The 25,625-nt window shown below is 61.3% G+C and carries 25 protein-coding genes, 1 tRNA gene and 1 pseudogene; 15 read left to right on the forward strand and 12 right to left on the reverse strand.

What is annotated here, in order from left to right; all coding sequences use genetic code 11:
* The first annotated feature begins 25 nt into the window (after window positions 1-25).
* From IVB50_RS26120 to IVB50_RS26150, 8 genes are all read left to right on the forward strand, one after another.
* Complete coding sequence (locus IVB50_RS26120) at window positions 26-538, forward strand: MOSC domain-containing protein (protein WP_247297770.1); 513 nt, start codon at window positions 26-28, stop codon at window positions 536-538.
* Entirely contained in the window at window positions 539-1,489 is a 951-nt protein-coding gene (locus tag IVB50_RS26125; protein WP_247297772.1) for a PDR/VanB family oxidoreductase, read from the forward strand.
* Window positions 1,490-1,576: 87 nt separating this feature from the next.
* Window positions 1,577-2,110: a helix-turn-helix domain-containing protein gene (locus tag IVB50_RS26130; RefSeq protein WP_256465353.1), complete on the forward strand. Its 534-nt coding sequence runs from the start codon at window positions 1,577-1,579 to the stop codon at window positions 2,108-2,110.
* A 10-nt stretch (window positions 2,111-2,120) separates the two neighbouring features.
* Window positions 2,121-2,588: a tripartite tricarboxylate transporter TctB family protein gene (locus tag IVB50_RS26135; RefSeq protein ID WP_018456533.1), complete on the forward strand. Its 468-nt coding sequence runs from the start codon at window positions 2,121-2,123 to the stop codon at window positions 2,586-2,588.
* A complete protein-coding gene (locus IVB50_RS42305) occupies window positions 2,589-3,032 on the forward strand; it encodes a tripartite tricarboxylate transporter permease (protein WP_253076219.1) in 444 nt (147 codons plus the stop codon).
* A complete protein-coding gene (locus tag IVB50_RS26140) occupies window positions 2,977-4,143 on the forward strand; it encodes a tripartite tricarboxylate transporter permease (protein ID WP_253076220.1) in 1,167 nt (388 codons plus the stop codon). Before IVB50_RS42305 ends, IVB50_RS26140 begins: the two co-directional genes overlap by 56 nt.
* A gap of 368 nt (window positions 4,144-4,511) precedes the next feature.
* On the forward strand, window positions 4,512-4,664 hold the full coding sequence (locus IVB50_RS26145; RefSeq protein ID WP_039799797.1) for a rubredoxin: 153 nt from the start codon (window positions 4,512-4,514) through the stop codon (window positions 4,662-4,664).
* Between the two features lie 65 nt (window positions 4,665-4,729).
* Window positions 4,730-5,374: an FMN-binding negative transcriptional regulator gene (locus IVB50_RS26150; RefSeq protein ID WP_018456537.1), complete on the forward strand. Its 645-nt coding sequence runs from the start codon at window positions 4,730-4,732 to the stop codon at window positions 5,372-5,374.
* A gap of 537 nt (window positions 5,375-5,911) precedes the next feature.
* On the opposite strand, the gene IVB50_RS26155 is transcribed toward IVB50_RS26150, so the two are convergent.
* From IVB50_RS26155 to IVB50_RS26170, 4 genes are all read right to left on the reverse strand, one after another.
* Complete coding sequence (locus tag IVB50_RS26155) at window positions 5,912-6,073, reverse strand: hypothetical protein (protein ID WP_018456538.1); 162 nt, start codon at window positions 6,071-6,073, stop codon at window positions 5,912-5,914.
* 46 nt (window positions 6,074-6,119) lie between these two features.
* On the reverse strand, window positions 6,120-6,479 hold the full coding sequence (locus IVB50_RS26160; RefSeq protein WP_247297783.1) for a hypothetical protein: 360 nt from the start codon (window positions 6,477-6,479) through the stop codon (window positions 6,120-6,122).
* A gap of 251 nt (window positions 6,480-6,730) precedes the next feature.
* Window positions 6,731-6,970, reverse strand: coding sequence for a hypothetical protein (locus IVB50_RS26165; RefSeq protein ID WP_247297786.1), 240 nt, complete (start codon window positions 6,968-6,970; stop codon window positions 6,731-6,733).
* A 474-nt stretch (window positions 6,971-7,444) separates the two neighbouring features.
* Window positions 7,445-7,921, reverse strand: coding sequence for a hypothetical protein (locus tag IVB50_RS26170; protein ID WP_157642970.1), 477 nt, complete (start codon window positions 7,919-7,921; stop codon window positions 7,445-7,447).
* Window positions 7,922-8,252: 331 nt separating this feature from the next.
* Here IVB50_RS26170 and IVB50_RS26175 point away from each other — a divergent pair, with 331 nt between their 5' ends.
* Window positions 8,253-8,666, forward strand: a complete 414-nt coding sequence (locus IVB50_RS26175; protein ID WP_245288443.1) for a hypothetical protein — start codon at window positions 8,253-8,255, stop codon at window positions 8,664-8,666.
* 706 nt (window positions 8,667-9,372) lie between these two features.
* On the opposite strand, the gene IVB50_RS26180 is transcribed toward IVB50_RS26175, so the two are convergent.
* From IVB50_RS26180 to IVB50_RS26185, 3 genes and pseudogenes are all read right to left on the reverse strand, one after another.
* The gene (locus tag IVB50_RS26180; protein ID WP_018456542.1) at window positions 9,373-9,525 is read right to left on the reverse strand and encodes a hypothetical protein; all 153 of its coding nucleotides are present in this window, start codon (window positions 9,523-9,525) and stop codon (window positions 9,373-9,375) included.
* Window positions 9,526-9,963: 438 nt separating this feature from the next.
* Window positions 9,964-10,089: a hypothetical protein gene (locus IVB50_RS42470; protein WP_256464742.1), complete on the reverse strand. Its 126-nt coding sequence runs from the start codon at window positions 10,087-10,089 to the stop codon at window positions 9,964-9,966.
* Window positions 10,061-10,165: pseudogene (locus tag IVB50_RS26185) on the reverse strand (DNA ligase); the annotation flags it as partial. The gene IVB50_RS42470 and the pseudogene IVB50_RS26185, both read right to left, overlap by 29 nt.
* A gap of 252 nt (window positions 10,166-10,417) precedes the next feature.
* Between IVB50_RS26185 and IVB50_RS26190 the strand changes: the two are divergent.
* Together IVB50_RS26190 and IVB50_RS26195 are read left to right on the forward strand one after the other, a co-directional pair.
* Window positions 10,418-10,729, forward strand: coding sequence for a hypothetical protein (locus IVB50_RS26190; protein ID WP_247297788.1), 312 nt, complete (start codon window positions 10,418-10,420; stop codon window positions 10,727-10,729).
* Between the two features lie 649 nt (window positions 10,730-11,378).
* Window positions 11,379-14,357 (forward strand): EAL domain-containing protein, encoded by a 2,979-nt coding sequence (locus tag IVB50_RS26195; RefSeq protein ID WP_247297790.1) that lies wholly within the window; start codon window positions 11,379-11,381, stop codon window positions 14,355-14,357.
* A gap of 914 nt (window positions 14,358-15,271) precedes the next feature.
* Here IVB50_RS26195 and IVB50_RS26200 read toward each other — a convergent pair.
* A complete protein-coding gene (locus IVB50_RS26200) occupies window positions 15,272-16,000 on the reverse strand; it encodes a TetR/AcrR family transcriptional regulator (protein ID WP_018456547.1) in 729 nt (242 codons plus the stop codon).
* Window positions 16,001-16,147: 147 nt separating this feature from the next.
* Here IVB50_RS26200 and IVB50_RS26205 point away from each other — a divergent pair, with 147 nt between their 5' ends.
* The 4 genes from IVB50_RS26205 to IVB50_RS26220 all read left to right on the forward strand — a co-directional run bounded on the left by IVB50_RS26205 (window position 16,148) and on the right by IVB50_RS26220 (window position 20,605).
* Window positions 16,148-17,341, forward strand: a complete 1,194-nt coding sequence (locus tag IVB50_RS26205; protein ID WP_247297792.1) for a cytochrome P450 — start codon at window positions 16,148-16,150, stop codon at window positions 17,339-17,341.
* 364 nt (window positions 17,342-17,705) lie between these two features.
* Window positions 17,706-19,019 (forward strand): DUF2130 domain-containing protein, encoded by a 1,314-nt coding sequence (locus IVB50_RS26210; protein ID WP_247297819.1) that lies wholly within the window; start codon window positions 17,706-17,708, stop codon window positions 19,017-19,019.
* A gap of 54 nt (window positions 19,020-19,073) precedes the next feature.
* Window positions 19,074-19,149 (forward strand) — tRNA-Ile (locus IVB50_RS26215).
* Between the two features lie 289 nt (window positions 19,150-19,438).
* On the forward strand, window positions 19,439-20,605 hold the full coding sequence (locus tag IVB50_RS26220) for a hypothetical protein (protein ID WP_247297794.1): 1,167 nt from the start codon (window positions 19,439-19,441) through the stop codon (window positions 20,603-20,605).
* Here the strand turns inward: IVB50_RS26220 and IVB50_RS26225 are convergent.
* From IVB50_RS26225 to IVB50_RS26240, 4 genes are all read right to left on the reverse strand, one after another.
* Complete coding sequence (locus IVB50_RS26225) at window positions 20,602-21,366, reverse strand: hypothetical protein (protein ID WP_247297797.1); 765 nt, start codon at window positions 21,364-21,366, stop codon at window positions 20,602-20,604. The genes IVB50_RS26220 and IVB50_RS26225 overlap by 4 nt on opposite strands.
* A 343-nt stretch (window positions 21,367-21,709) precedes the next feature.
* Window positions 21,710-23,755, reverse strand: coding sequence for a hypothetical protein (locus IVB50_RS26230; RefSeq protein WP_247297799.1), 2,046 nt, complete (start codon window positions 23,753-23,755; stop codon window positions 21,710-21,712).
* Window positions 23,740-24,627 carry a hypothetical protein gene (locus tag IVB50_RS26235; RefSeq protein ID WP_247297801.1) on the reverse strand — a complete coding sequence of 296 codons (888 nt, stop codon included), beginning with the start codon at window positions 24,625-24,627 and terminating at the stop codon, window positions 23,740-23,742. Before IVB50_RS26235 ends, IVB50_RS26230 begins: the two co-directional genes overlap by 16 nt.
* Window positions 24,624-25,625 (reverse strand): hypothetical protein, encoded by a 1,002-nt coding sequence (locus IVB50_RS26240; RefSeq protein WP_247297803.1) that lies wholly within the window; start codon window positions 25,623-25,625, stop codon window positions 24,624-24,626. The genes IVB50_RS26235 and IVB50_RS26240 overlap by 4 nt, the downstream gene beginning before the upstream one ends.

Genomic DNA, 25,625 nt, shown 5'->3' on the forward strand with positions numbered 1-25,625 from the left:
TCGGATTAAGGCCCATGGAGAGAAGATGATGGACGCGACCGCAATCGATGAGCCCGAGGTCACCATGTCCTGGCAGGGCGTCGTCCGCTTTTTGCACAAGACCCCGCGTGCCTTTTTGCCGATGCGCTCGTTTCCCTCGCTCGAGCTCGTCGCTGGACGCGGTATCGAGGGCGATCGATATTTCGCCGGCCACGAAACAGGATTCTACTCCCACAAGCCGGAGGAGGGGCGGCAGGTCACCCTGTTCGAGATGGAGACGCTCGAGGCCCTGCAACGCGACCACAAGATTGAGTTGCTGCCCGAGGAACATCGCCGGAACGTGACCGTCGAAGGCGTCCCGCTGAATCATCTCGTCGGCCGTCGCTTCCGGCTCGGAGAAGCGATTGTCGAGGCGACCCGCCTTTCAACGCCGTGCCGGCACATCGAGGAGATACTCGGCAAGTCCGTCTTCGATCCGTTGATCAACCGGTCGGGGCTGAACTGCAAGATCATCGCAGGGGGCACGCTACACGTAGGCGACGCCGTGAGGCCGATCTAGATGGCGAAGGCGATCAAGACGGTCTCCACCGTCGTCTCGAAGGTCGAGGATCTCGGCAACGACACCAAGCGCTTCACGCTGGTCGACCAGGATGATTGGGAGCTGCCACCCTTTCGGGCCGGGGCCCATATCGACGTTCACCTGGACCAGGGTCTCGTCCGGACTTATTCGCTCTGCAATGAACCGGACGATGATCGGCGCTACGTGATCGCGGTGAAGCGCGAACGCGAAGGACGCGGCGGCTCGAACTTCCTGCACGATCGCGTGGAGGCGGGACAGCCGATTTCGGTCTCGCTGCCGCGCGGCGGGATCGCACTGGACCAGGAGGGAAAGAACGTATTCCTCGCGGGAGGCATCGGTGTAACCCCGTTCATCTCCGCAATTCGACATCTCGAACGACGAGGGCGCTCGAACTACGTGCTGCACTGGACGAGCCGCGGACGACCGGTCCTGACAGACATGATCGCGCCGGCAATCGGAGCAGGCCGTGTCCGCCTCTACGATACGACCGCGCAGGCCAAGCCCGTCATCGCCGAAATTGTCGGGGAATTTGCCAGATCTGGCCTAGCGGCCTGCTGCGGACCCGCAGCGATGCTGAAGGCTTTCGAAAATGCCGTCTCGGCCTGGCCGGAAGAGCGCAAACACATCGAAATGTTCACCCCGCCCAAGGCCATCGCCCGAAGCGACGTGCCTCCCTACGAGCTGTATCTGTCGGCGAGCCAGAAGCTTGCAACTGTCACGCCAGATGTTGGTCTTCTCGGAACGCTCGATGCCCTCGGCGTCGACGTCCCCGTGTCCTGCGGCGGCGGCATCTGTGGCGCCTGCCGCACGCGCTGGACCGAGGGGCCGCCCATCCATCGCGATCGCGTGCTTTCGCCTGCTGAGCGGCAGAATGAGCTCATCGTCTGCGTGGGCGATTGCGCCGGACAACGGCTAGTGCTGGATCTGTGATCAGTCGGCACCCGTTCTAAGGTTGGAACTATCGGTGATTTGGTGCGAGATCGATGCGGGCAATAACTTGGGAAAGAGCCGAGCGCAATGACACTCAACCTCAAATTCCTTCGCGTGCAGAGCGGCATGACGCTGGAGCAGCTTGCCGCCGATTCCGGTTTGACCCGCAGCTATCTTTCCAAGCTGGAACGCGGGCTCTCCTCTCCGTCGATAGGCTCCGCCCTCAAGATCGCCGCGGCTCTCGGAACGACCTTAGACCGCTTCTACGGCCAGCCGGACGACCACGACCCGATCACGATTGTCCGCGCGAAGAACGGGAAGGCCGGCGACGTCCACACGCACCTGTCGCTAGTCGCCGGTCTGGCTCCCGACCGCACCATGCGCGCCTTTATCGTGCGACCGACCAAGACGGCGAAACGCGGTCGCATCATGAGTCACCACGAAGGTGAGGAAATCCTGTTCATTCTCTCCGGCCGGATCGAGCTCGTCATCGGAAAGCGCAAGGAGACATTGAAGCCGGGCGATTGCGTCCAGTTCGACTCCACGATTCCGCACAAACTGACGCAGGTGTCTTCCGAACCAGCCTCGGCGCTCGTCGTGATAGCGACCAAAACCAACTAGAGGTGCCGATATGCCGATGATGCTGCGGAAGAAGGACTTCTACGCCGGGCTGCTCATGGTGCTGCTGGGCGCCGGGATCGGCGTCAACTCAGCAACATATTCGCTCGGGACCTTCGCGCACGTGGGACCGGGCATGTTTCCGTTGATGCTCGGCCTCATGATGGTTCTCGTCGGAGCCCTGATCTTCGTCACCGGATTGGCGACGCCTCTCGAAGAGGGAGAGCGCGTCTTGCCCGCGGCGATGGAATGGCGTGGCTGGGCCTGCATCCTCGCGGGTCCTCTGATGTTCGTCCTCTTCGGCCTCTATTTCGGAATGGCCGCGGCCACCTTCATGTGCGTCTTCGTCTCCGCGCTCGGCGACAGGACCGCCACGCTGAAAGGATCAGCCGTCCTGGCCGCGGTCGTCGCGGTCGTCGGCTGCCTCCTCTTTTCCTACGTGCTCAAGGTTCCTTTCCCGCTGTACCGTTGGGGGTTTTAGATGTTCGCGAGCGCGCTTTCCGATCTCTGGTACGGCTTTGGTGTCGCTTTCGAGCCGCAGAATTTCATGTGGTGTTTTGTCGGCGTCCTCGTAGGTAACATGGTGGGCGTCCTGCCGGGAATGGGGCCACTCGCCACCATCTCGGTGCTGCTGCCGCTGACGTTCGGCATCAAGCCGGTCGGCGCCATCCTGATGCTGTCAGGAGTTTTCTATGGGGCCCAATACGGCGGCGCGATTTGTTCGATCCTGCTCAACTTACCGTGCCATCCGCCGCACGCGGTGACGTGCCTCGATGGGTTTCCGCTGACGAAGCAGGGCCGCGGCGGTGCGGCGCTCGGCATCACGGTCCTATCGTCGTTCGTCGGCGCTTCCTGGGGCATCCTGGAAAATGATCTTTCTGGCTCCGGTGCTGGTGAAGGTCGCGCTGGAGTTCGGTCCAACTGAAATATGCTCGCTGATGCTTCTGGGCCTGCTCGCCGGTTCGACGCTGGCGAAAGGCTCGCCTCTCAAAGGCATCGCCATGACGTTGCTCGGCCTGTTTCTAGGAATCGTGGGAACGGATGTCGAGACCGGCTCGGAGCGCTTCACCTTCGGCATCCCGAATCTACTTGACGGCATCGAACTCGTCGGACTCGCTCTCGGCCTATTTGGTATCGCCGAGTTCATGAAGAGCGTGAACCAATACTCCGAGGTGAACACGCGCTATTCGAAAGTCGGTTTGCGCGATCTGCGCCCATCACGCGACGAACTGCGCCGTTCCATCCCTGCGATGTTGCGGGGCACCGTCATCGGGAGCCTTTGCTCGCTCATTCCGGGAACAGGACCAACGATCGCTTCCTTTATCTCCTACGCAGCCGAGAAAAAGATTTCGAAGACGCCGGAGAAGTTCGGCACCGGCATGATCGAAGGCGTCGCCTGTCCAGAGGCGTCGACGCATTCGTCGGTACAGGGCGACTTCATTCCGACAATGAGCCTTGGTGTTCCCGGGGACGCAGTCATGGCGCTGATCCTGGGTGCGCTGATGATTCAGGGCATCGTACCCGGTCCCCAACTGATCAAAGAGCACCCCGACATCTTTTGGGGCCTGATCGCGAGCTTCTGGATCGGCAACGTCATGCTGGTCTTGCTCAACGTCCCGCTGATCGGGCTCTGGGTGAAGCTCCTCATGATTCCGTATAAATATCTCTATCCAAGCGCGCTGTTCTTCGTCGCGATCGGCGTCTACTCGACCAACAACGACATGTTCCAGGTCGGCGAGACCGTCGTCGTTGGATTGATCGGCTATCTACTCCTGCTGCTCGATTTCCACCCGGCCTCGATCCTGCTCGGCTTTGTCCTGGGGCCACGCTTGGAGGAGAACTTTCGCCGCTCGCTGCTGGTCTCGCGCGGCGACGCCATGATTTTCGTCGAGCGGCCGATCAGCGCGTTCTTTCTTTTTCTTTGCGTGACGCTTCTGGCGGCGCAGGTCTATGTGCGTTTGCGCAAGCCGAAGGCTCTTGCGGCGCACGACAATGCGGAGGGGAACGCCGTCTCGACCGCCCGGCCTGCCGAGTGAGCTTCATTCGTTCAAGAGCAGGTCGCTTCGCGGGCCAATAAAGACGACAGGCACTCCAGGCAACAAGAGCCCCAAGATGAGGCGTATCTCGACGAACGCGCTACCCGCGCGATGGCGCAGCATCGGCACGCCAGCAAACCCAAGGTGCAGGTGATGATCACGATCGGCGAAACAAAAGGAAGAGTAGTATCGCAGGCAAGAAACTGGTCCGGTAAAACTGCAGTCATCTGGCACTGTTGGATAGGCCAGCCTTGCCCTAAATCGAACTCGTGAATCCTGCCACAGGAATAGGGGAAGTTGTCATGAGCAACGAAACTGCTCACGTGAACACGGAAATCGCGGGCGATGCGCCTGTCTACAAGACCTGGATGTGTGCGCTGTGCGGGCTCATTTACAACGAGCGAGACGGATGGCCTGACGAGGGCATTCCGCCCGGCACCCGCTGGGAGGACGTGCCCGCAGATTGGATCTGCCCCGACTGTGGTGCTGGCAAGAGTGAATTCGAGATGACCGAGGTCTGAACCAAACCTGTTGATGCTGCGCGACCCAAGGGTGCACAGCGTCCTGCAATAGCCAAGGAGTTGTCATGTACGTCCCTCCGCACTTCGTTGAGGCTCGCGCCGAGGTGCTTCACGATCTCATTGAAAATAATCCGCTCGGCATCCTCTTTACGAACGGGAAGAGTGGACTCGACGCGAATCATATTCCGTTCGAACTGCATGCGCACGAAGGTCAGCAGGGCGTGCTTCATTCGCATGTAGCTCGTGCGAACCCTGTTTGGCAGGATCTCGCCACCGGTGATGAGGTTCTGATCGTCTTCCGCGCCGCGGATGCCTACATCGCGCCGAACTGGTATCCGAGCAAGGTCGAGTTCAAGAAGCAGGTCCCGTCGTGGAACTACATGGTTGCGCATGTGTACGGACGTGTCACGATCCGCGATGATGAGCGTTACGTCCGCGGCATGGTCGCGCGCCTGACGCGCATTCATGAGGCGAAACAGGCCAATCCTTGGAAGATGACCGACAGCCCCAAGGACTACATCGACACGATGCTCAAGATGATCGTCGGCATCGAGATCGAGATCACACGCCTGGTCGGCAAGTCGAAGCTCAGCCAGAACAAAGAGGTCCGGGATATCGTCGGCGCCGGCAATGCCCTGAAGGCACAGGGCAACATGATCGGCGACGCGATGCTGGCCGTTGCCGCCGTCAAGGCGGAGCAGGCCTCATAGCCAGAGATCTCAAAAAAAACCATCGCGGCGACGCCGATCGTCGATACCGCAACGATCTCCGATCGAAACACCTCGGTTGACCTGCTCATTTTGGCGGCCTTGCGCTCCAACTGCAAAGCAGAGTGCAGTTCTTAGCAGGCAATCAGTTAAGGGCTATCGAACTCTCAGCGGCCCTCGCATCGAATAGAGCGAGCGGAAGTGATCGGGGTTGTCGACCCAGTTCGATATAGGTCTCCATGACACGCCGCAGCTGGGCCTCGCTGTTGGAATGTCGCGCGCGCAAGCCAGTCAATGGCGGGCTCTCCCTGAGTTGCCCTTTAGCTTCTGTGGTCATTCTCGCTGCAATTGTCTGCTCGTCCCTATCCTGCCGCAGCGGCCAGGGCGGCAGTCGGTCGATTGGGCTTCGCAGCCAACGGCCGAGTAGCTCAACTTCATACGGGAGGTCGCCTGTTCCCCGTTCTCGGACATCGGGCAGCGATCGCGTCACGAGCTGACCTGCTAATGCACGGCTTCTGACGGTTGCCCTGGCCAGACCGTCTATTCCGGCACGTCAGCTCTCGGCCGCGGATGCACCCTCGCGTCAACCAAGACCTCGGTGATAGCGTCGCGGAGGCCGTCGCGATCCAGGATGCGGAGCAGCCAATCGACCGTGGTCTGCGCGTCGTCCTCGCGTGTCAGGTAGTTGGCCAGCGCGTTCATGGCGTCGTCATAGCTCTGCTCGAGGCGGCGGTCAGGGGCGCCATGCTCACACAGCTCCGCGCAGTGGAAGTGCTAGTTGGACAGCAAACGGCCGGGTAGCATTCGCTTCGATGAAGGCGCGCAGGGCTGGCGTGATCTCGGCGTTGCCCGCGGCGCGCTCACCAAGCTCATCTGCGACCTCGCTGGTGGCGTCGCGCGACCAGCCATCAACGGCGTTGAAAGCCACGATCCGGACCGGATAGGCGTACTGGCCCGTGATGAGGTCGCGGATGATCGTCTCGAAGTCGGTGTCCTGCTCGTCGGTCTCGCGCCATGAGCAGCCGGCCCGGGCACCGAAATCCTCCAGGACGAGGTAGATGTCCCGGTCGAGCCGATCCAGCGGCACGATGGGCGGCGCATAACGCATGACGCAACTCCTACTGCGAGAAAGGCAATCCTGCTGACGCTCGTTCGTTCCGGGATCGGCTCGGCCCTGAGGGTGGCATTGCTGCGAGTTGCAGCGTCAAGCCGACTATCTCGACTCGACCGCTGGCGAGCAGCCGTTCGACAACCGCGTCGCTGATCACCTTGTGCCGAAGCGCCAGCCACCGCGCGGGCGACGTTCAAATGGGCCATGTTCAAGCAGACGCAGAAGATAGCGCAGGTTCGTCCGATCCATCATTGAGGAGCCTCGCCCCAGTGCCGGCGGCGGAGATCGTCCTTTGACACGCGCCCAGAGTCAATCGTGGGCGGCACGATCATAGAGGTTGCAGCCGGAGTTTTGTCGCGGGCAGGCAAAACGTAGGTCTGCCATGTCACTGCGCGAATGGCCTCAAGAAGCCGCTTAACGTTCAGGTGCTTGATCGGCATCAAGGTCAGCCTGCCGATCCTGTACGGTGCGGCCTTGTAGCCGAACAACTCCTTTCCGGCTGCTGAGCGATCGGCCCGTCCTCCAGGGTACACCGGGCCCGTACTTTAAGGCCATTGATGGAACCTCTGGTTCCTCTGGAACTTGTCCTACCCCGGACGCCTTACCGCCGATTATTGTCCGGGATGGAATGGCGGCCCCAGCCTGCAGCCCCCCGCTGGGGCCGTTTTGTTGCCCGCTGGGCGGGCGGAGGGCACCGCAAGCTCCACGAACGCCATAAGAAAACGCCGCCCGCTTGAAATGAAGCGCAGGCGGCGGCGTTCCAGCCCCGAGAGGGATTAGCAAAATCCCGGACATTCATTCGTCTGAACGGTCAGCGTAAAGGTTCAGGTGGCGGAGCGCTGGCCAGCGCGGGACCACAGCTAGGGCGGCAACGCCATTTGGCCGGCTCTTAGCAAGCTCCGGCTTGCTATCGTGGGCATGGCCATAGCTGCTCTTGTACTGGGCTCAGCCAGTCTTGCAGATTAGCAGCAGACACGGGCTGGAGGCCGCTGGGGCAATGAGACAGGCACGCTGCCCCTTGTTGAGACGGGCGGCTCGATGAACCCCGGGAAGGGCGCGTTGCCGCCGATGGTGTTCTCCTCGCGCGACGACTGGACAACTTCTCGCCGATCACTGCAGCAGCGCGGTGCGCGCACTCCGGCGACGCGCAATGGCTGGGCCTGCGCAGCTGCAGCACGTCGAGAGCGCAAGCGTAGATATGGTGCGACGATCAAGGACGCGATGACGGCGCTGTGGGAGGCGTGGGATTGGGCGTGCGGCAAGCGGCTCAAGGCGATGATCCCGACCTTGCTGCCCGCGAGCAATATGGCCGATTGCAGCTTGGCCAGGCGGACCGTGATCGTGTTCTGGCCATCAACGCCGCGACCGTCGATCGCCTGCTCATCGAGGTGAAGATCGCGGCGAGCGGCGGCAGGCGGCGGCGTGCCCGACGCGTTCATTTCTTCAGCCTCAGATAGGTCTCGGTGTTGGACAGCCGAATGAAGCTGTGAGCCGCATGCGGTTGCCCGATAAGGCCTGCGGGAACGGTCGCCAAGACCCTTTCGGCCCCCGGGCCGCCCGGTAAGCGGAGGACGCCGAGCGGCCCTTTGGGCCGAGCCCGCGGCCGGCGAGCTTGGCGGGGCAGGCCTAATGCTTCGGTCTTGGCATTTGCAAGGTCGGTGCTGAGCGGGAGGAAAGCCCAGAATGCGGGTTCTCTTCCCAATTCGTTCTGGACAGCCGCATGGTCCGATGTAGGCTCATCATCATATTTTAATGATTTCGTTGCGGAGTGTGGCGTTGAGTTTTCAGCTCACTATCCTCAAGGTTCTGGACGGCCATCCCAGCGGCCGGGCGACGCTCGAAGAGCTGAAGCGCTATCTTGCCGTGCTCATGACCAGCGGGCCGGAATGGACGGCGCGGATGAAGCGCATGGAGACCCGTGCCGGCGGCAGCGTGGACATCTTCGGCAAGAAGCTGATTGTGCGCGAGCCTGGCGAGTGGCGCATAACCGACGCGGGCAGGGCCTTTCTCGCCGCGCTGGAGCGTCCACCAGCCGAGCACGAGCCGACACTTGATGACTTGATCGATGACGCGCCGTCGAGGGGTCCCCCGCCGCTTTCCAATACGCCGCAACGTCGCGTCAATGATCGCAAGGGGCGTCCCGGGAGGAGGGGGCGGACGCCACGAGAGCGCCGGTCGGCGTAGACCAGGAGGAGTGACGATGACCAACGTGCTTCCTTGGTACGCGGGACTTGTTGTCTGGATCATCATCATGGGCGTGGCAGTCGGTATTCTGGCAGCGGCCATGCATGATCGCCGCGTCAGGCGGTAAAAACGGAGACAGGTTGACGCGATCGACGCAAACCACGGATCGTGTTGGGCGACGTTGGCAAGGCTCGCCACGACGACGACCTGGCTGACAATTACCTCCGCGCCGGCGGCGTCGCGGCGATCTGGATCGACGGAGGCCGGGCACATCGGCGCGGCGGACGATGCGACCGTCGACGACCAGCCGGCCGCATCGTCTATTGCTGCATCCGCGGCGATCACTTCCGCCTCAGCTATCACCTGTACGATTGGAAGCACTCCGTCCAGGCAAGCCTCTTGTCATCGCGCGTAAGCTCGAGGAGATAATGGCCAGGCTCTCCAGAGGGCGCTCGCGCCGCGGTGGCGGCCTTTCACGCCGCCATCGAGAAGATGGAAGCCGTGCGGCGAACTATTCGACTTCAAGGCCGCGTTCAAGGCCGCCCGGAACGTGGACCCAACCATCCGCTACTAGGATTACCTGCGCGCCCGAAGGCGGCTATGCTGGATGGCGACCGAGGCGCAGCGGTAAGGCTGCCGTCAGGTTTTGCGCCTAATCACATACTAGCCGTCTTCTTCACCAAACGCCGTTGTGCCCATTCACTTTTCAGACGAAGCCCCTCTTGATCAAATTGACTTGCCGTCCCGTCTTCGCAATGCGCTCGAGATCGAGGGCGTCAAGACTGTCGGCGAGGTCCGGAACATGGCCGATGCCGATCTGCTGAGCTTCCAGAACCTCGGCGCCGCCTCCGTTCGCCATCTGCGTCAACTATTCGGAGATTCGCGAAGCGACCCACCTCGAAAAGGACGTGGCGGCGGCTGACCCGGGAGCGGCGCGCGAGGCGAACGCCGGGCCGCTCCTTCAGTGTCCTCGCCGAGAAGGCTGCGGGGCAGCCCACGCGCATATTGGCGCCTGGCCCTCGGGTTGCATGGCGGCGAGGGCGTCGAGCTCGGCTCCCTTGTCCGGCGACGTCCCGGCGACGCGGTCAAGGTCAGGCCCGAGTGCCTTGGCGCGGGTCGCGCCGCGAGCGAGGGCTGTCCGAGATTGTTTGCTTTTTGCGGCGTATCGTCGAAAGGCTTTCGATTTCAAACACGAACTTGGGATTTAGATCGGCGGTCGCCACCCCTCTTTGTCTCCGAATGGATCGCTTTGTAAGCCGCCTTCCGTTCACGATCAGCTTCGCCCGCTGCTTGGGTGTCAGGTACCTTCGCCAAGATCATCCGCGCGCTGTTTCATCTCGGTCTTTGCCACCTCGAGGACGTGATCGGCGGCTTCCTTGACGCCGGTGATCGCATTCGAAGCCGTGGTCGACCGCGCCGGCATAGATGAACTCGTCGCCCTTCTGCCGGCCGACATAGATGCCGTCCCAGCGGCTGCCGTCCAGGGCGAACCCAGCGACCTTTCATGAACTCCTTCATCGGCATCTCCGAGGCCCAACGTCACCGTCCAACTTTCCGTCGGCGCGACCGTCAGCACCGTGGTCGCCGCGCATGCGCCCGTTGCTATCGTTCCCGCCAGCACGCATCGCGACATCTTTCTCCATGCCCGAACTCCTCGATCGCCATTGTGCCCCCGAAGGGGAAAGACCGGCAAATGTTCCGAGCATGGAACGTCGCCGCTCGCTGCGCAGTTGAAGAATCAGGAGCTGCTCATGAGCCTTAAACGACGGGTCGAAAATCTTGGACCCTACCAATCGCTATTTCTGTTGGCGGTGCCGACGGCGACCGTAGAGCCGTTGAAATTGGTCGCGGTCGCCGTTGCCGGGGAAGGTCACTGGATCGCCGGGACGGCGATGATCGCAACGTGCTATCTTCTCAGTCTGTTCGTGGTCGAACGGCTCTTCGTCATCGTCAAGCCAAAACTGCTCACCATCCCGTGGTTTGCCAAGCTTTGGACTGCAATCCTCGCGGTGCGCACATGGTTCGTCGCGGCGTTCCGAAGGATGCGTACAAGGATGAGTTGAGTTGCCGCTTCGTCAGTGCATGTCGATCTCGAGGTGCCCCAAGGCGGCGTCGGTCCGGGCGATCCGCAGGAGCGGAACGCTACGGAGGTGATTTTCACGTCAACGATCCGCCCCGCAAACCATGACCGCGGGATCGCCAGGGTTGCCGGGGGCGGCGCGCCGACCGCAATGCTATCGATCTCTACGCCGGGCCTCGAGCTCGCCGGTTTGCGCGCTAACCGTCCTGACGACAAGTTGCATCGCAGCCGGTACGCTCTCGTCTCAAAGCGGGCGCAGGCGCTCGATTTGGCCTATCGGGAGCCCGGGTTGGTCCAAATTGGCCGGGTACGAAGCTTCGAACGACTTCTGGCCGCGCTCTATTAAATTAAAATTAAGGACGCCTGGACCGTTCAGCCCAATTTCCAATACATCGTCCGCGGCCGTGCCACGCTTCCGGGGCCCGCTCGCTGTAAGGGCCTGAGGAACTGCTCGGCTTCCGGCCTTAGGATCACCTTGGATTTTTGAGACGACGGGAAACTGCGCTAAGTTGAGCCTCGCTGCTGCTGAAGAGCTTGCAGTTGCAGCAAGCCATTAAGTCCCGGGATACCAAACGGCTTTACCCGTCGTTCGTCTCTCCCGCCTAAGTTCTGAAGGGGGCAGGACAATCTCGATGGATTTATTCGCGCGACTACGTGCCGCGTTCGCCGTGGGCGATACAACGGATCCGCTCGGTCGTTCGCTGGTCATCGAGCAATTCCGGATTTTGCGAAAGCAGGTTCCAGTTCTGTACGCTGTGCTGCTGGTCGATAGTATCAGTGTAGCCCTGGTCCTCCCCCTAACTGTATCGGCCTGGCTCAGATTCGGCCTGCCAACCGCTCTCCTCGCACTGTGCCTGCTCCGGCTGGTTCAGTGGCTCCGCTTGAAAACGGTCGATGTCACGCCGGAGCAGGCGCACGGTGAGCTCAGGCGAACTCGCGTTGTCGCGGGGCTACTCAATGCGGGCTTTGTTGTCTGGATTCTGGCCCTGTTCGCGACCGTAGATCCCGGTCTGCGCGCGCCCATCGCGTTGCTGGTCTTCATGGGGTGCATCGGCACGGCCTACTGCCTCGGCAGCTTTCCAGCGGCGTCCCTGCTGACCATGCTGATTGCCGGCACCCCAATCGCGACCGTGCTGCTCGTTTCGGGTGACGGGATCATGATCTCGCTCGGGATCAATTTGCTGTTGTTGCTCGTGCTGCTCGGCCGGATGATCAACACCAACTTTCGCTCGTTTGTCCAACTGATCCAAGCTCATAGCAGCCTGATCCAGGAAGGGGAGCGCGCAAGAGCCGCGGAGCAGACGGCGACCGCCGTGGCTGAACGGTTCGATCGGGCCCTTAACAACATGTCCCAGGGCCTATGCTTCTTCGACGATGATCAGCGTCTGATCGTCTGCAATCGGAGGTATCTGGAGATTTACGATCTGGATCCAGAAGCCGTGCCGCCGGGGATGAAGCTGAATGACATCGTCGACCTCAGGTACTCGGCCGGCAGCGCACCGAAGATCTCGAAGGAGCAGTATCTGGTCTGGCGCAATAGTGACCCGGTGATCGCCCAAAACTCAGATACGACCGTCGAGCTGACGAATGGACGGATTGTGCGCATCCGGCACCGCCCCATGGAGGGCAGAGGCTGGGTTGCCACGCACGAGGATATCACGGAGCGGCATCGAACCGAAATGGCTCTTGCCGAAGCGACGGCTGCGGCCGAACAGGCCGAAGCTGCCGCCCGCGCCGCTCACTCCCATCTCACCGAGGCGCTTGAGGTCGTTCCTGAAGGCCTCGCCGTCTTTGACAAGGATGATCGACTGGTCCTTTGGAATAGCCAATACGCGGATTTCTATGCGGCCAGCGAGGAAGCGCTGGCGACGGGAACACCGTTCGAAAGCATCCTGCGGGCTGGGCTGGCGCGGGGGCAATATCCCGAGGCAATTGGGCGGGAGGATGAATGGCTCACCGAACGCTTGGCACGCCATGCTCTGCCAAGATACTCGCACGAGCAGCATCTGCCCGACGATCGCTGGATCCGAGTGGAGGAACGACGCACGGCTGATGGAGGCAGCATCGGGGTCCGGATCGATATCACCGACCTGAAGCGTCGGGAGGCCTCGTTCCGGCTCCTTTTCGAGGAGAATCCACTGCCCATGTGGGTTGTCGATACAACAACGCGGCAATTACTCGCGGTGAACGCAGCGATGTGCCGGCACTACGGCTATCGGCGCGAGGATCTACTTCTGATGTCCGAGCAGCAGCTGGAGTGCGGACCATCCGATGACCTTGTGGACTTTGAACTGCACAGAACCGCTGGCGGGGATCTCATACAGGTCGCGATCGAGTCTCGTCCGCTCCAGTACGAGGGACGTTTAGCCCATGTTTGCGTGGCGTTCGACATTACCGAGCGCAACCGCGCCCAGGAGAGGATCAGCTATCTCGCCTCCCATGATGTTCTCACCGAGCTGCCCAATCGGACAGCCTTAAATCAGCACCTCTCGGCTGCGTTCGAGCGGGCCGAGGTCACCGGATCCGGCTTCGCCGTGCTGTGTATCGACCTCGATCACTTCAAGGAGATCAACGATCTATTCGGGCATGCGGTCGGAGATGCCGTGCTGCGCGAAGCCTCACGGCGCCTTCAGGAAGCCGCACAAGGCTGCTACGTAGCGCGGGTGGGCGGCGACGAGTTCATCGGCATTACAGAACAAGAGCCGATGTCGGCAAGCGCGGAACTCCTCGCGACCAAGATGCGGGCTGCATTCGAGGATCCGATCGTAGTCGATGGTCATGGTCTGAAGCTGGACCTCTGCGTCGGCGCGGCGCTGTTTCCCAGAGATGCGGATAACATCGTTTCTCTGCTCGCGAACGCGGATGCAGCGCTCTATCGCGCCAAGCACGAGGGCAGGGGCGCGATCCGGCTGTTCACGAGCGCGATGGACCAGCAGCTCCGGGAGCGCCGCGCGCTCGAGCATGACCTGCGGTTCGCCGTCGAACGCGGGGAGCTCTATTTGGATTATCAGCCTCAGCAGCACCGCGATGGGCACACTACCGGCTACGAGGCCCTCGTTCGCTGGCGGCATCCCGATCGCGGAATCATCCCTCCCGGAGAATTCATCCCAGTGGCCGAGCGGAGTGGCTCGATTGCCCAGATCGACGACTGGGTGCTGATGGAGGCCTGCCGTGAGGCCGCATCGTGGGACCAGCCCTTCAGGATCGCGGTCAACGTCTCGGCCGCGCAGTTCCGCAGGGAAAACCTCGATGCACAGGTCCGCAAGGCGCTGCGTGAAAGCGGGCTCGCGCCTGCGCGCCTGGAGGTCGAGATCACCGAAGGCGTCCTGATCGAGGACGTCTCGCGCGCCAAGAGGACGATGCAATCGCTCAAGAGCCTGGGCATCCTGATCGCGCTCGACGACTTCGGGACCGGGTATTCCTCGCTGTCCTATGTTGAGGCATTTCCTCTCGACAGGATCAAGGTCGACCGGTCCTTCGTCGCCTCGTTGGGACAGAGCGAGCGATCATTGGCCATCGTTCGCGCGATCATCGGGCTCGCCCATGGGCTGGGTGTGCCGGTCCTGGCGGAAGGGATCGAAACAAAGGACCAGATGTCATTGCTCATTTAGGAGGGCTGCGACGAGATGCAAGGCTACTTGATCGGACGCCCGCAACGATTTGCGGCCGAGAAAGCTCGTTCATGGCAGAACTCCAAGTCGCTCATTCTGTCGGCGTCATAGAACCTTGCGACATCGCTGCGGAGCCTTATCGGGCGACAATCTCGGTGCCACTGCATTCGGTTTGCATCAGCGTGCCGGGATCGGCGCAGCGCTGCCCGACAGTGCAAACGTAAGGGCAGTTCAGCGGCCACCTACCGGATGACGGTGTGATCTGCCAGTCTGCGGTTCGGTTTCGACCGTTAGGCTTAGAATGGACACAGTGCCATACTGCCATCACGGAGCCGGTGCGGCGGCTTGAAGTCTTCACAGGAGACGCCGGATTGTCGCCGCAGCAGTTGTTTGGCTCGCGACGTCAGTCGCGAGAAGCAGCAGCCGGTCATTCCGAAGCTGCCCAAGTAAAGGTTGTGCCGGCCGTGCTGGTCGCAGGGTACCGACCCAAGTGCTTACCGGGAGCGCAAAGCGGCGCGCGGGCAGATAGCGGGATCATCGAGATTGAGGTCGACGGAATCACGATCCGAGCCGGGCGTGGAGCGGATAGGGCGATGATTTCGTCGATTGCCCAGGCGCTGAAGGCGAGCCGGTGATCGCTCCGTCAGGGGCGGTCCGGGTGACGATGGCGACCAAGCTGTGAGGCGGCGCCCAGCGGTGCGCTGCGCTGACCTTTTGCAGGTCGGCCCGATTCAGGGAGACGGTCGTGAGAGATGTCGACGTCTGACGAGGCAGGTCACGCGGACATAAAGAAGGACGATGGTGAGCGCCGTAGGGCACACAGTAGGGGCCAAGCCGGCGACCGCGGTTGGCATAGAACAGACATGGCCAAAGTTGAGTCTCACAAACCGAGTTGTTGGCTCCGTGCGGCCGATCTAAAGGAAATTGATGATTGAAATTTTCGGCCAGGCGTCCGTCCGCCGCGCGGCTTCGATCTTCGCCGACCAAGCGTCAATGAGATTGCCGAGTACCAATCGGCCGTTGCCACGGATATCCGGCCATTTCATAGTTGGCGTTCCGAGCGGCAGTGAAATCACTCCATGCGCCGCGCAGAGCAGGGCCGTTGCCAGTCGTTGCGTTAGCATCGGCGTTGTCTCCACACCCAGCTCGGAGAGATACTCGCCGATCGAGGTCACAAAAATCCCAAATCCCCGCCGCGCAATGTCGGTCTGCCCGAAATAGACGCCATCAGGAAAGCGTCTGTCCTCGACCGTCCCAGCCATCGAATAGAGCGAGCGGAAGTGATCGGGGTTGTCGACCCAGTAGTCGATATAGGTCTCCATGACACGCCGCAGCCGGGCCTCGCTGTTGGAATGTCGCGCGCGGACGCGCTCGAGCCGATCCGCCATTTCCTCAAGATTCCGTTCTTTGACCGCCAGCAACAGAAGTATCTTGGTCGGGAAGTACTTGAGGACCGTGCCCTTCGAGTAGCCAAGCGCGTCAGCAATCTTCTGGATTGACACAGTTTCGAGGGTGCCCGTCGCGAATTCCCTGCGCGCAGTTTCAAGGATGCGTACCTGTAACGCCTGCTTGTCGGCTTCCTGGCGCGCGCGGCGCTGAAACCGCCGCGCGCTCTCGGGATTTCCTGACCGCTTGATCGACATTTTCCGAATCTCCGCCGGTCTCTCCTTGCCGCTACGTCACTGGAATCACAAGCAAAGAAAGATCGTTCATTCACGGCTTGCCACGCTTAAGATAAATGACTATGGTCAATTAACTAGAAACGCAGAGAGTAGGAGGAAGCAGTGGGGATGTTGGCGCTCGATCATGCCTGCAGTGACTTCGATCCGTTCGGCGCGGATACCCGCGCCGATCCATACCAGGCCTATGTCGAGCTTCGCGCCGCGGGGCCGATCATCCGTCTTGAGAAGTACGGCATCTTCGCCGTACCCAGGTTCGCCGAGGTCAAGGCAATCTTCGCCGATCATGTGAACTTCAGTAATGCCGGCGGTGCCGGACTAGCCAACTACTTCAAGGAAAAGCCCTGGCGCCCGCCGAGCATCGTCCTTGAGGCGGATCCGCCGCTGCATACGCGCACCCGTAAAGTGCTGGCGCGGATCATGTCGCCTGGCGCTATGCGGAAGTTGGAAGATGCGTTCAAGGCCAAGGCCGTCGCGCTGGTCGATGACCTCGTCGAGAAGGGGGCGTTCGATGCGATCCGCGATCTTGCAGAAGTGTTCCCGCTGACCGTGTTCCCGGACGCACTCGGCATCGACAATGAGGGCCGCGAAAACTTCCTGACCTATGGCGCGATGGTGTTTGCCGGCATGGGGCCGGAGAACGACTACTTCCGAAGCCTGATGGCCCATGCGCCCAAGGTGCTGCCCTGGGTCGCTGCGAAATGCCTGCGGCAGGCGTTGGCTCCCGGCAGTTTCGGGGCGCAGGTCTATGAGGCGGCGGATACCGGCGAAATCACAGAGGAAGAGGCACCGCTGCTGGTCCGATCCTTTCTCTCGGCCGGACTGGATACCACCATCAGTGCCATCGGCATGGCGCTCTACAGCCTTGCCCGTCATCCCCAGCAGTGGGCCATCCTGGCCGCCAATCCGTCGCTGGCGCGCGCGGCGTTCGACGAGACCCTGCGCTACGATTCGGCGGCGCCGTATGTATTCCGGACCACGCCGCACGAAACGGAAGTCGCTGGCGTGCCGATCGGCAAGCACGAGAAGGTGTTGCTGCTGACTGCATCGGCGAATCGCGACGACGTGCGGTGGGAGCGAGCCGATCAGTTCGACATCACCCGGCGCGTCGCCGGGCATATCGGGTTCGGCACCGGCATCCACGGCTGCGTCGGTCAGATGGTCGCACGGCTCGAAGGCGAAGCCGTACTGGCAGCTTTGGCTGGGCGTGTCGCATCGATTGAGATAGCAGGCGAGCCGCTCTACCGGGACAGCAGTGGATTGCGTGCGCTCAGCTCGTTACCAGTGCGCGTTGTCACGCAGTAGGCGCGGCCGGTCGCGCCGGGGCTCACGTTAGCGGCCGCCAAGCCCTAGGCGAAGTCCGCTAGAAACCGACCTAATTCCAACACCGGATCCGGTGGCACATGCTCTCGTCGCCTGCAACGAAGATGACGCGGGAACAAGGAATATTGAGAGGGGCAAAAGTCGCCGCTAGGTATAACTAGTTGATTTCAATGGCCTTTTCCATTCGCATAACATAGATTATGGAATATTTCGACGGATCCGCACGTTCGGATTTCAGATTTTGAAGCCCACAGGTGGAAATCCCATGTGGACACGCACATTCCGCTCTGGCGCCGACACACCAATACGGTTCAATCGCGACTCAGCGACGAATGAGATCAACGCGATGAGCTTCAAAGCGGCAGCCACGAATGGCGCATACGAGCCTACCTTACATTGTCCGAACTGCAATCACGAAATTCGACTGACGGAATCGCTTGCCGCGCCGCTGCTCGAGCAAACCCGCCGCCGCTTCCAGGAACAGCTCGCGGGAAAAGATGCTGAAGTCGCCCGCAAGACTGAGGCGCTCCGTCTGGAACGCGAACAGCTCACCAAGGACCGCGAGGCGGTCGAAGACCAGGTCGCGAAACGATTGACGGCCGAACGCGAGCGGATTGTCGCTTCTGAAGCCAAGAAGGCGCGCGAAGCCTCTGCCGCGGAACTATCAGCGAAAATTAATGAGGCTGCCGAGCTCCGTCAGCTTCTGGAGGCGAATAACGGCAAGCTTGCCGAAGCCCAGCAGGCTCAGGCTGAACTTATTCGCAAGCAGCGCGCGCTGGACGATGAGAAGCGTGAGTTGGACTTGACCATCGAAAAGCGCGTTCAGGCCTCCGTTGCAACGGTTCAGACCAAGGCCAGGCAGGAAGCCGACGACGCTGCCAGGCTTCGCGTTGCCGAAAAGGATCAAACGATCGAGTCGATGGCACGTACGATCGAGGAACTGAAGCGCAAGGCGGAGCAAGGTTCGCAACAGGCCCAAGGCGAAGTCCTCGAACTGGAACTCGAGGAGCTTTTGCGCAGCCGTTTCCCAACGGATATCATAGAACCGGTCGGCAAAGGCGAGCTTGGCGCCGACGTCATCCAGCAGGTCAACGGCGCCGTCGGGCAGCCGGCAGGCATAATCCTATGGGAGACGAAACGTACCAAATCGTGGAGCGACGGTTGGCTGGCGAAGCTCAGGGATGACCAACGGCGGTCGGGCGCCGACGTATCGCTCATCATCTCGCACGCGCTACCCAAACACATCGAACAATTCGATCTGATGGATGGCGTGTGGGTCGCTCATCCTCGGTGCGCCCTCCCCGTTGCGGTAGCGCTGCGTCAAGCGCTGCTCGACGTATGCGGCGCACGGCTCGTGCAACAAGGCCAGCAGACAAAGATGGAGCAGGTCTATGACTATCTGACCGGCACCAGATTCCGGCAACGTGTCGAAGCGGTCATCGAGAAATTCAATGACATGAGAGACGACCTGGACAAGGAACGCAAGTTTATGGGTCGCCAATGGGCGAAACGCGAAACGCAGATTGTATCTGTGATAGATTCGACCGTCGGGATGGTCGGCGACCTCCAAGCGATAGCCGGCAAGTCAATGCCTGAAATTCCCAGTTTGGCGCCGCCCTTGCTAGAAGCCGGTGATCCGCCCGAACGCAAAGCGAGCTAGTTTCACTAGACGATCGCCTCCCTTCCCTGCCGCGTCAGCATGACGATTGGGAACGGGCCTGTAGCTCAACGGTTAGAGCCGGCCGCTCATAACGGTCTGGTTGCAGGTTCGAGTCCTGCCGGGCCCACCAGCGTGATCAATCAATGTGCGTCCACTTTAAGAGCGACTCGATTGGACAATAAGAGCGACTCAATTCCGGACCGTAAGAACGACTCGATTTTGTAAGTGGCTGTTGGGCTTTCGAGAATCCGGGAACCCCAACATTAACGCCAAAAAGATTCGGCCGTGAGGTGAAAACCGCATACGGCAACGAATTCGGGGCCATCAGAACTGGCAGCCAGCACCAAGATGACTACCTTGTCTCAACGGTTGAAACCGCAGCCTGAAAGTTGCATTCGATTGGAGGCCGGTCATTGAGCATGGATGACAAGGAAGTTGCGGACGACTATCGCCGGCAACGCCAGGCGGCGTCGGCAAGGATCACCGGCTACAAGGCCCGGACGCCGGCGGAGCAACTCGAGTGGATCGACGAAAACAAGGAAACGCTTCTCAAACTCATGAGAGGAGCGGAACCTCCAAAACCCGATGACGAGGATCACCTGGAAGCCTACAGGCAGGCGATCAAGAGCGCTTCGGCAGGCTCGGAATTCGATGACGTCAATCTCCGCGCTACGCTAGACCGCTTGATGGGAGAAATCGAAGACGCGTGCCTAGAACACGGAGTTTCGACCCACGCCGGTGTTGCCTATGGAAATGACGCGGCGCTGGATCTCGGAATCGGTCAACTCCCCGTCCTCGAAACCGAAGCCAGCATCATCGACGTAAGCGTCCACTTCCTATCGTTCATCAACCAAATATCGAGGCTGCTCGGACGTACCGTCCCCCATGATCGAGTGGGCGAAGACCATGTCCTGATAGTGCGGGACATAAATCTTGCCCGTAAAATGCTGGAGCGCGACATCGACCTCGCTCACGACTGGAGCGAAGCGCTGACGTCTTTTGCGGTCACCGGCGTGCAAGCGCAAAGCCCCACGGTGCCTCTGAACGATCCGCAAAATGTGATACGGACGCTTTTGCTTCGAGCGATCGAGGTATTCGCGCTCGGGCATGAATATGGCCATCACTCGATGAAACATGGTCGGGTAACGACGTCCGATGAATCTGCGACCGACCCGTTTCAAGACGAATTCGACGCCGATCTGTTCGGGCGCAATTGCTGCATCGTCATCTGTTCGAAGGAGGACGAAGAAAACTTCTACGCAGTGTCGGGGGCTGGTGCCGTCGTCATCCTCGGCGCGCTGGATCTTATCAGGCGCGTAAGAGCGGTGCTAGAAACAGGCCGAGACGAGCCCCCACCGAGATCCCATCATCCACCCTATCCGGAGCGTGTCTCCAATCTGGCCAAAGTGGACGGCAACCTGCACGCAGATAATCGACAGCAAGCTGCAGACTATCGCCAATTCTTCTTCGATCTCATCGAAGTTGTCTGGGAACGTATTAAGCCGATCATCATCGACTATCGCGCATCCGGCATCCGTCCGAAGCCAGATACTGACGAAGCAACCGGATGGCTTCCGTCACGCTAAAGATCGGCCAGACGCGTCAGCGCCTGGTCGATCAACCGGTCGTCGGTCTCGGTCTGCGCACGCTGCACGTCGCAGTCCAACTGATAGACCAAGTCCGCCAAATCGTGGTCGTTCAGTGAAGGGACCAGATCGAACGCTTCGCCCTCGATCGCTAAAAGCGGGACGCCTTCTTCTCCATAGAGTTTGAACGCTTCCGTCATGTCCTTCGGCAGCCACCGTTCGTAATTCGAAAGCGGGACGCGGTACGCACCATCATATTTTCGGCCCGACAGACGCTTGGTCAGAAGGCCCTGATAATCTTCATCCCGCTTGGATCGAGCCCGTACCTGGCGAGATCGTTCGTAGATCGACCGCCTGGCCGCGCGAAGCGCATCCAATTCCGCCGCCGCCGCGTTGCTGGCGAATGCGAACTGTCCGCTTGCGGTGCAGGCAAAAAATCCTCGCCTTTCGGACAGGCGTCCCTTGTAGCCCTTCTTGACCGTGCAAGCCTGCCAGACATCGACGACTGTTCGGGACGACAAGCCTCTAAGAATTTGCGACGGTATCTTCTTTAGGCTCAACGGATGGTGATCCAAGATCGAGTGCATGCCGGCGGCATGGACGGCGGTCGGCCAAGTCCAGTGAACGCGCAAAACGTTTCGGTTGAACATCACGCAAGCGTCTTTGTGATCCGTGACCACTTGCACAGTCCACTCCTGCGCTCTCGGCGGCATCACCTGCCTTACCAAAGTCGCAAGTTTTCCATCCGCCAGTGCCGGCATTGAGCGCCACCCTTGTTAGGGCGGTTCTGCCTCGCTTTTCCTCCCGGAACTTTAAGCCGAAGCGCCCACGGCTATCCCGACGGACACGATTAGACTCTTCCTGAATGAATCCTTGGGAAATCGACACAGCCGATATTCCTAAGGTAACGGATTCTTTCCGATGACCGAGCCAGCGCCTGACCATCACACATCGGACGAGGCCCGCCACTCGATCTCCGCTGTCCGGGCGTCGGCAGGCTTGCAAGCGAGAAGCGGGCCGGACGCTTTTCGGCGGCCACCCGATATCTACCGACAACTGCAATCGGAGGCGCGCATCTCGCTTCCTTGGATGTAGTTGGCGGTATCAGAACCAGATCGCGTGCTTGACGACCCGAAGGCGTTCGCCGTCGATGCCCGCATCTCCCATGCGGTTGCGCATCCACTTTAGGTATCTCTGGCTTCCGTACTTTTCTGATAACGCGCTGATCAGGGCGACGAAGAAGTCGTCTCGTTCCGTGATCCTCACGAACGCCAGCGCGTCGATCCCGCGATCGAGATACATGCTGACGACGGTATGCCGAATCCTGACACACCTGTCCCAATCCTCCCACCAATACGATCGATCCAGTCTGCGATCGAGGATTCTCCAGGCGTCGTCCGGCAATATCCGCTTCTCGGCCGCATCGTAGACGACGTCGAACGTCGCTTGCACCAGGTCGACGCTCTGCAAGGTTCGCCTGCCGAGGCCCCGGATCAGCAGAAAGGACGCCAGATATGCGTTCTGCAGCGGCGCCGACAGACGTCTGATGGCGACGAGCCACGGATCGTCCCCGAACGCGTTCGGGATCGAGTCCGGCGACACCGAGCGCGCGATCGCTTCGAGCGTCTGCGCGTCGTCGAGCCACTCCTCGACAAGAACGCGCGCGACGGCGTCCGAATCCGAAGCGATCGCCGAAAGCCACTCCGCTCGGGTCCCGCCGTCAATTGCCAGGTCGCCGGAGCGCGCAAGCAGCCTACGCAGGACCCGGTCGCTTCCGAAAGCCGTCTGAGCCGCGCGAGCCAGCGACCCGCCCGAGGCGATCATCGCTTCGATCGTATCGTCGGCCCGGCCCGGAGAACTTCCAACGAGCCGGAGCACGTCTGATCCGGAGGCGCCCTGCAGCGACCAGAACGCCGGTTCGGTCGCAAGGTCGGGTCTCGCTTCCAGCAATTCGAACAGATGATCCGGCATCGAAGACACGCCCTCGATCAGCGCCGTCGGCGGTAAGGCCGCGATCGCGCGGTCGGCGATCGCGGCCTTCTCCGGGTCAGACCGGACGTTGAACAACGCTTTCGGATCGCGGTGCCAGATCGCGCTGCCGACGCGTTCGGCGGCTGCCTGCGCCTCGTTCGCGTCGATCAGGGCGAAGTTCCGCAGGACGAACTGCTGTCCTTCGGTCCCGATCCGGTCGGCCGCAGCCGCCGCAGCGCGGACGATCGACGAACGGGCCGCGTGCCCCTGATCGGTTGCCATCGTTTGCTCCAGCAGCGCAATCGCGCGCTCGACCGCGGCCGGGTCGGATTCGAACTGCAGCGAAAGCGCGTGCAATGCAGCCAAAGGCTCAAACGATTCGCGGCCGCCGACATCGCTGCCCGCAGCGCGCAGGAAATTGCGCAAGCTCCCCTGGAACCCCTGCCCAAGGTCGGCCACCGCGTCCTCCAACCAGGCCGTCGAGACGAAATCGCGACGGTCCGCATCGACGGCTCCCTTGAATTGCGTCGGTCTCACACGTCCGGCGGCCGGCAGGAATTGCAGATCGAACGTCGCGTTCGCGGACGACCTGTCGGCGAAAGACAACGTACAGAACCGGAAGGAGCGCCTCAGGCGCGGCCATTGCTGTCCCCAGATGGCCAGAACGAGGCCGTCGCGGACCGCGACTTCGGCGGCCATCGAAACGATCGGCTTGGCCGGCTCTTCGTAAAGAGCGGAGAGTATTCGGCGCGCGAGATCGTCGGGCACGCCGAAACGATCCGACGAATCGGACGACGCATGATCGATCGGGCTTCGATAGGAATTCTCGTCGCCCCTGGGTCGTCGGAACAGGCCCAACAGGCCTCCCGCGCTCGATAACGAGGGGATGTCGCTGAAATCGATGAGAATCGTGTGCGTCCACACACAGCCTGGTCGCGGCAACTCGGGCGCGGGCCACGTGCGGGCCAGCGCGTAGTGTCCGCTCTCGACCAGCGGAAAGCCGGTGAGATACCCATCCGCACCCATGGTCGCCGCAGGTCCCGAGGCATCGCTCATCATAAGCAGCGTCTTCGCATCCCGCGACGGCAAGTCGATGGACGACGCCAGCAGGCGATGGCCTTCCGAGTAACCGTGCAGCGTCTGCTGCAGCGGTACGCGCCCGCCTACTTCGTGAGCCATGCGATCGGCTCCGTGAGATCGTGCGACGGTTCGGACGATATCAGGGTTATGCGGCTCGACGCATCCTCCAACTTGCGGATGGCGGCGACCCTTTCGTTGCGGGCTTCGTCGTCGAGCTTTCCCTCCCGCTCGAAATCCCCGCCTTGCGCGCTGAGTCCGTAAGTCCGGACCGTCCAACCGCCGTCTCCATAGCGGAGGTATTGGTCGAGCAACGGCAGCTCGCGAGCGAGATACGCCTCCGGCCTGATGTCTGGCTCCTCCTCCATGACTTTATCCCAGGCGGACAAGACCACGGCCAAGCGGCGTGCCGGCACCTGCAGCGCCGGGCAGCGCATCAGCTGCAGCATCTCGACGAGTTGAACCGCGGTGGGAGCATCCTTCGGATGCCAGCCTACAGCGGTGCCGGCGCCGGCGCCGGAGGCGTCGAGCCCGCCGGCCTGACGGGTCGTTTCGGCCGCTCCCATCGGGTGTTTGATCTTGTCGGCGTGAACGAAGAGAAGAATGCCGGCACCATTGCGGAGAAGATCGGCGAGTTTCGGATCGCATTCCCGATCCTCCCACATCTGCTGGAAGGATTCGCCCGAGAGGTCCGGAAACGCCATCTGGATTCTACGTTCGGCGCCGTCTTTCAGATTCATCGAGACGGTCTTTCCCGAGGTGATCTCCGTGTGGATCTGTTCCTTCGCATGCTGCCATCGACGCATGATGGCGTTGAGGTGCGAGAAATCGACACCGCTCAAGGAGTCGAACTTGAGGAGCGCGTCCGGGTCGCGCTTCTCGAACACGACGTACCAAAGCGCTGCAAGAAACGTCGTCTTGCCGGATGCGGGCAGTCCGCAGATCACGACAGAGCTTTCGGATGCATCCGTCATTCGCTCGATCCCTGCAGTCGATGCATGTATCTCGTCGGCGACGGCACGAAAGGTGCCGGCTCGACGAGCTCGATCGGGGCGGCCTCCTCCCAATAGGCAAGCAACGCGTCCACCCCGTGTCCGAGCGGCAGCGTATCGTCCGAGGGACAGGCCGCAACCCTGAACGATCTGATTTCTCCGAAGCTGCCGCCATGCATTTGCCGGAACTTTTCGTCGAATCTTTCGAAGTCGCGCTCCACGCGCTCGCGGTCCTGCGACCGGAAGACGTCGTCCAACTTCGTGAGGACGAGGGCCACGCGCGGACGTCCCTGAATGGCACCTCCATCCGCCAGCGCCTGCGCGATCGCCAGAATTTCCGATCCGACGGAAATCCGCGTCACAGGATCGGCCAACTGCCGTCCGTCGACGAGAAACGTAATAGTATCTGCGCGTGTCACCTCGACGAAACCTTGTACCGTGCTCGCGTCGTCAGCCGCCGCCCGGTAATCCTCGCCGCCTCGATCGGCGACCAAAAGATCGATTCTAGGCAAATCCGGCCGTCGCATCGCAGTGTGGTAAAACCTCACCTCCGTCAGGATTGTGCGCTCCGTTTGCGGAACGGCGTTCTTTGACACGCCGCGCGAAGGATGGCAGGCACGCTCGAACGCGTACATCGATTGGGAGCCGCAGAATCGCAGGGGACCGACGGGCCCGCGGAGGAAAAGTTCGAAGACCGAAGAGATCAGGGTGGTCTTGCCCGCCTCCTTGGGTGCCACCACGGCGATGACGCGCGAGCTTCCCCGACGCAGGATCGAGGATGCCTCTTCAGGGTCCAAGAAGTCTCCCGACGGTAGGACTATCCCGCTCTTTCCGTTCGCCGCAGCCTTGACGGACTGCTCGACGACGAGAGGCTTGCCGTAATGCGTGCACTTGTCGAGAGGCAATCCCTCGACGCATCGGCCGTCCTGGCGCACCTTGCAGGCGGAGTTCGAACACAGGATTTCGGCGCTCTCGGCCAA

The organism is Bradyrhizobium sp. 87 (genome assembly GCF_023073015.1).
GTDB classification, from domain to species: domain Bacteria; phylum Pseudomonadota; class Alphaproteobacteria; order Rhizobiales; family Xanthobacteraceae; genus Bradyrhizobium; species Bradyrhizobium canariense_D.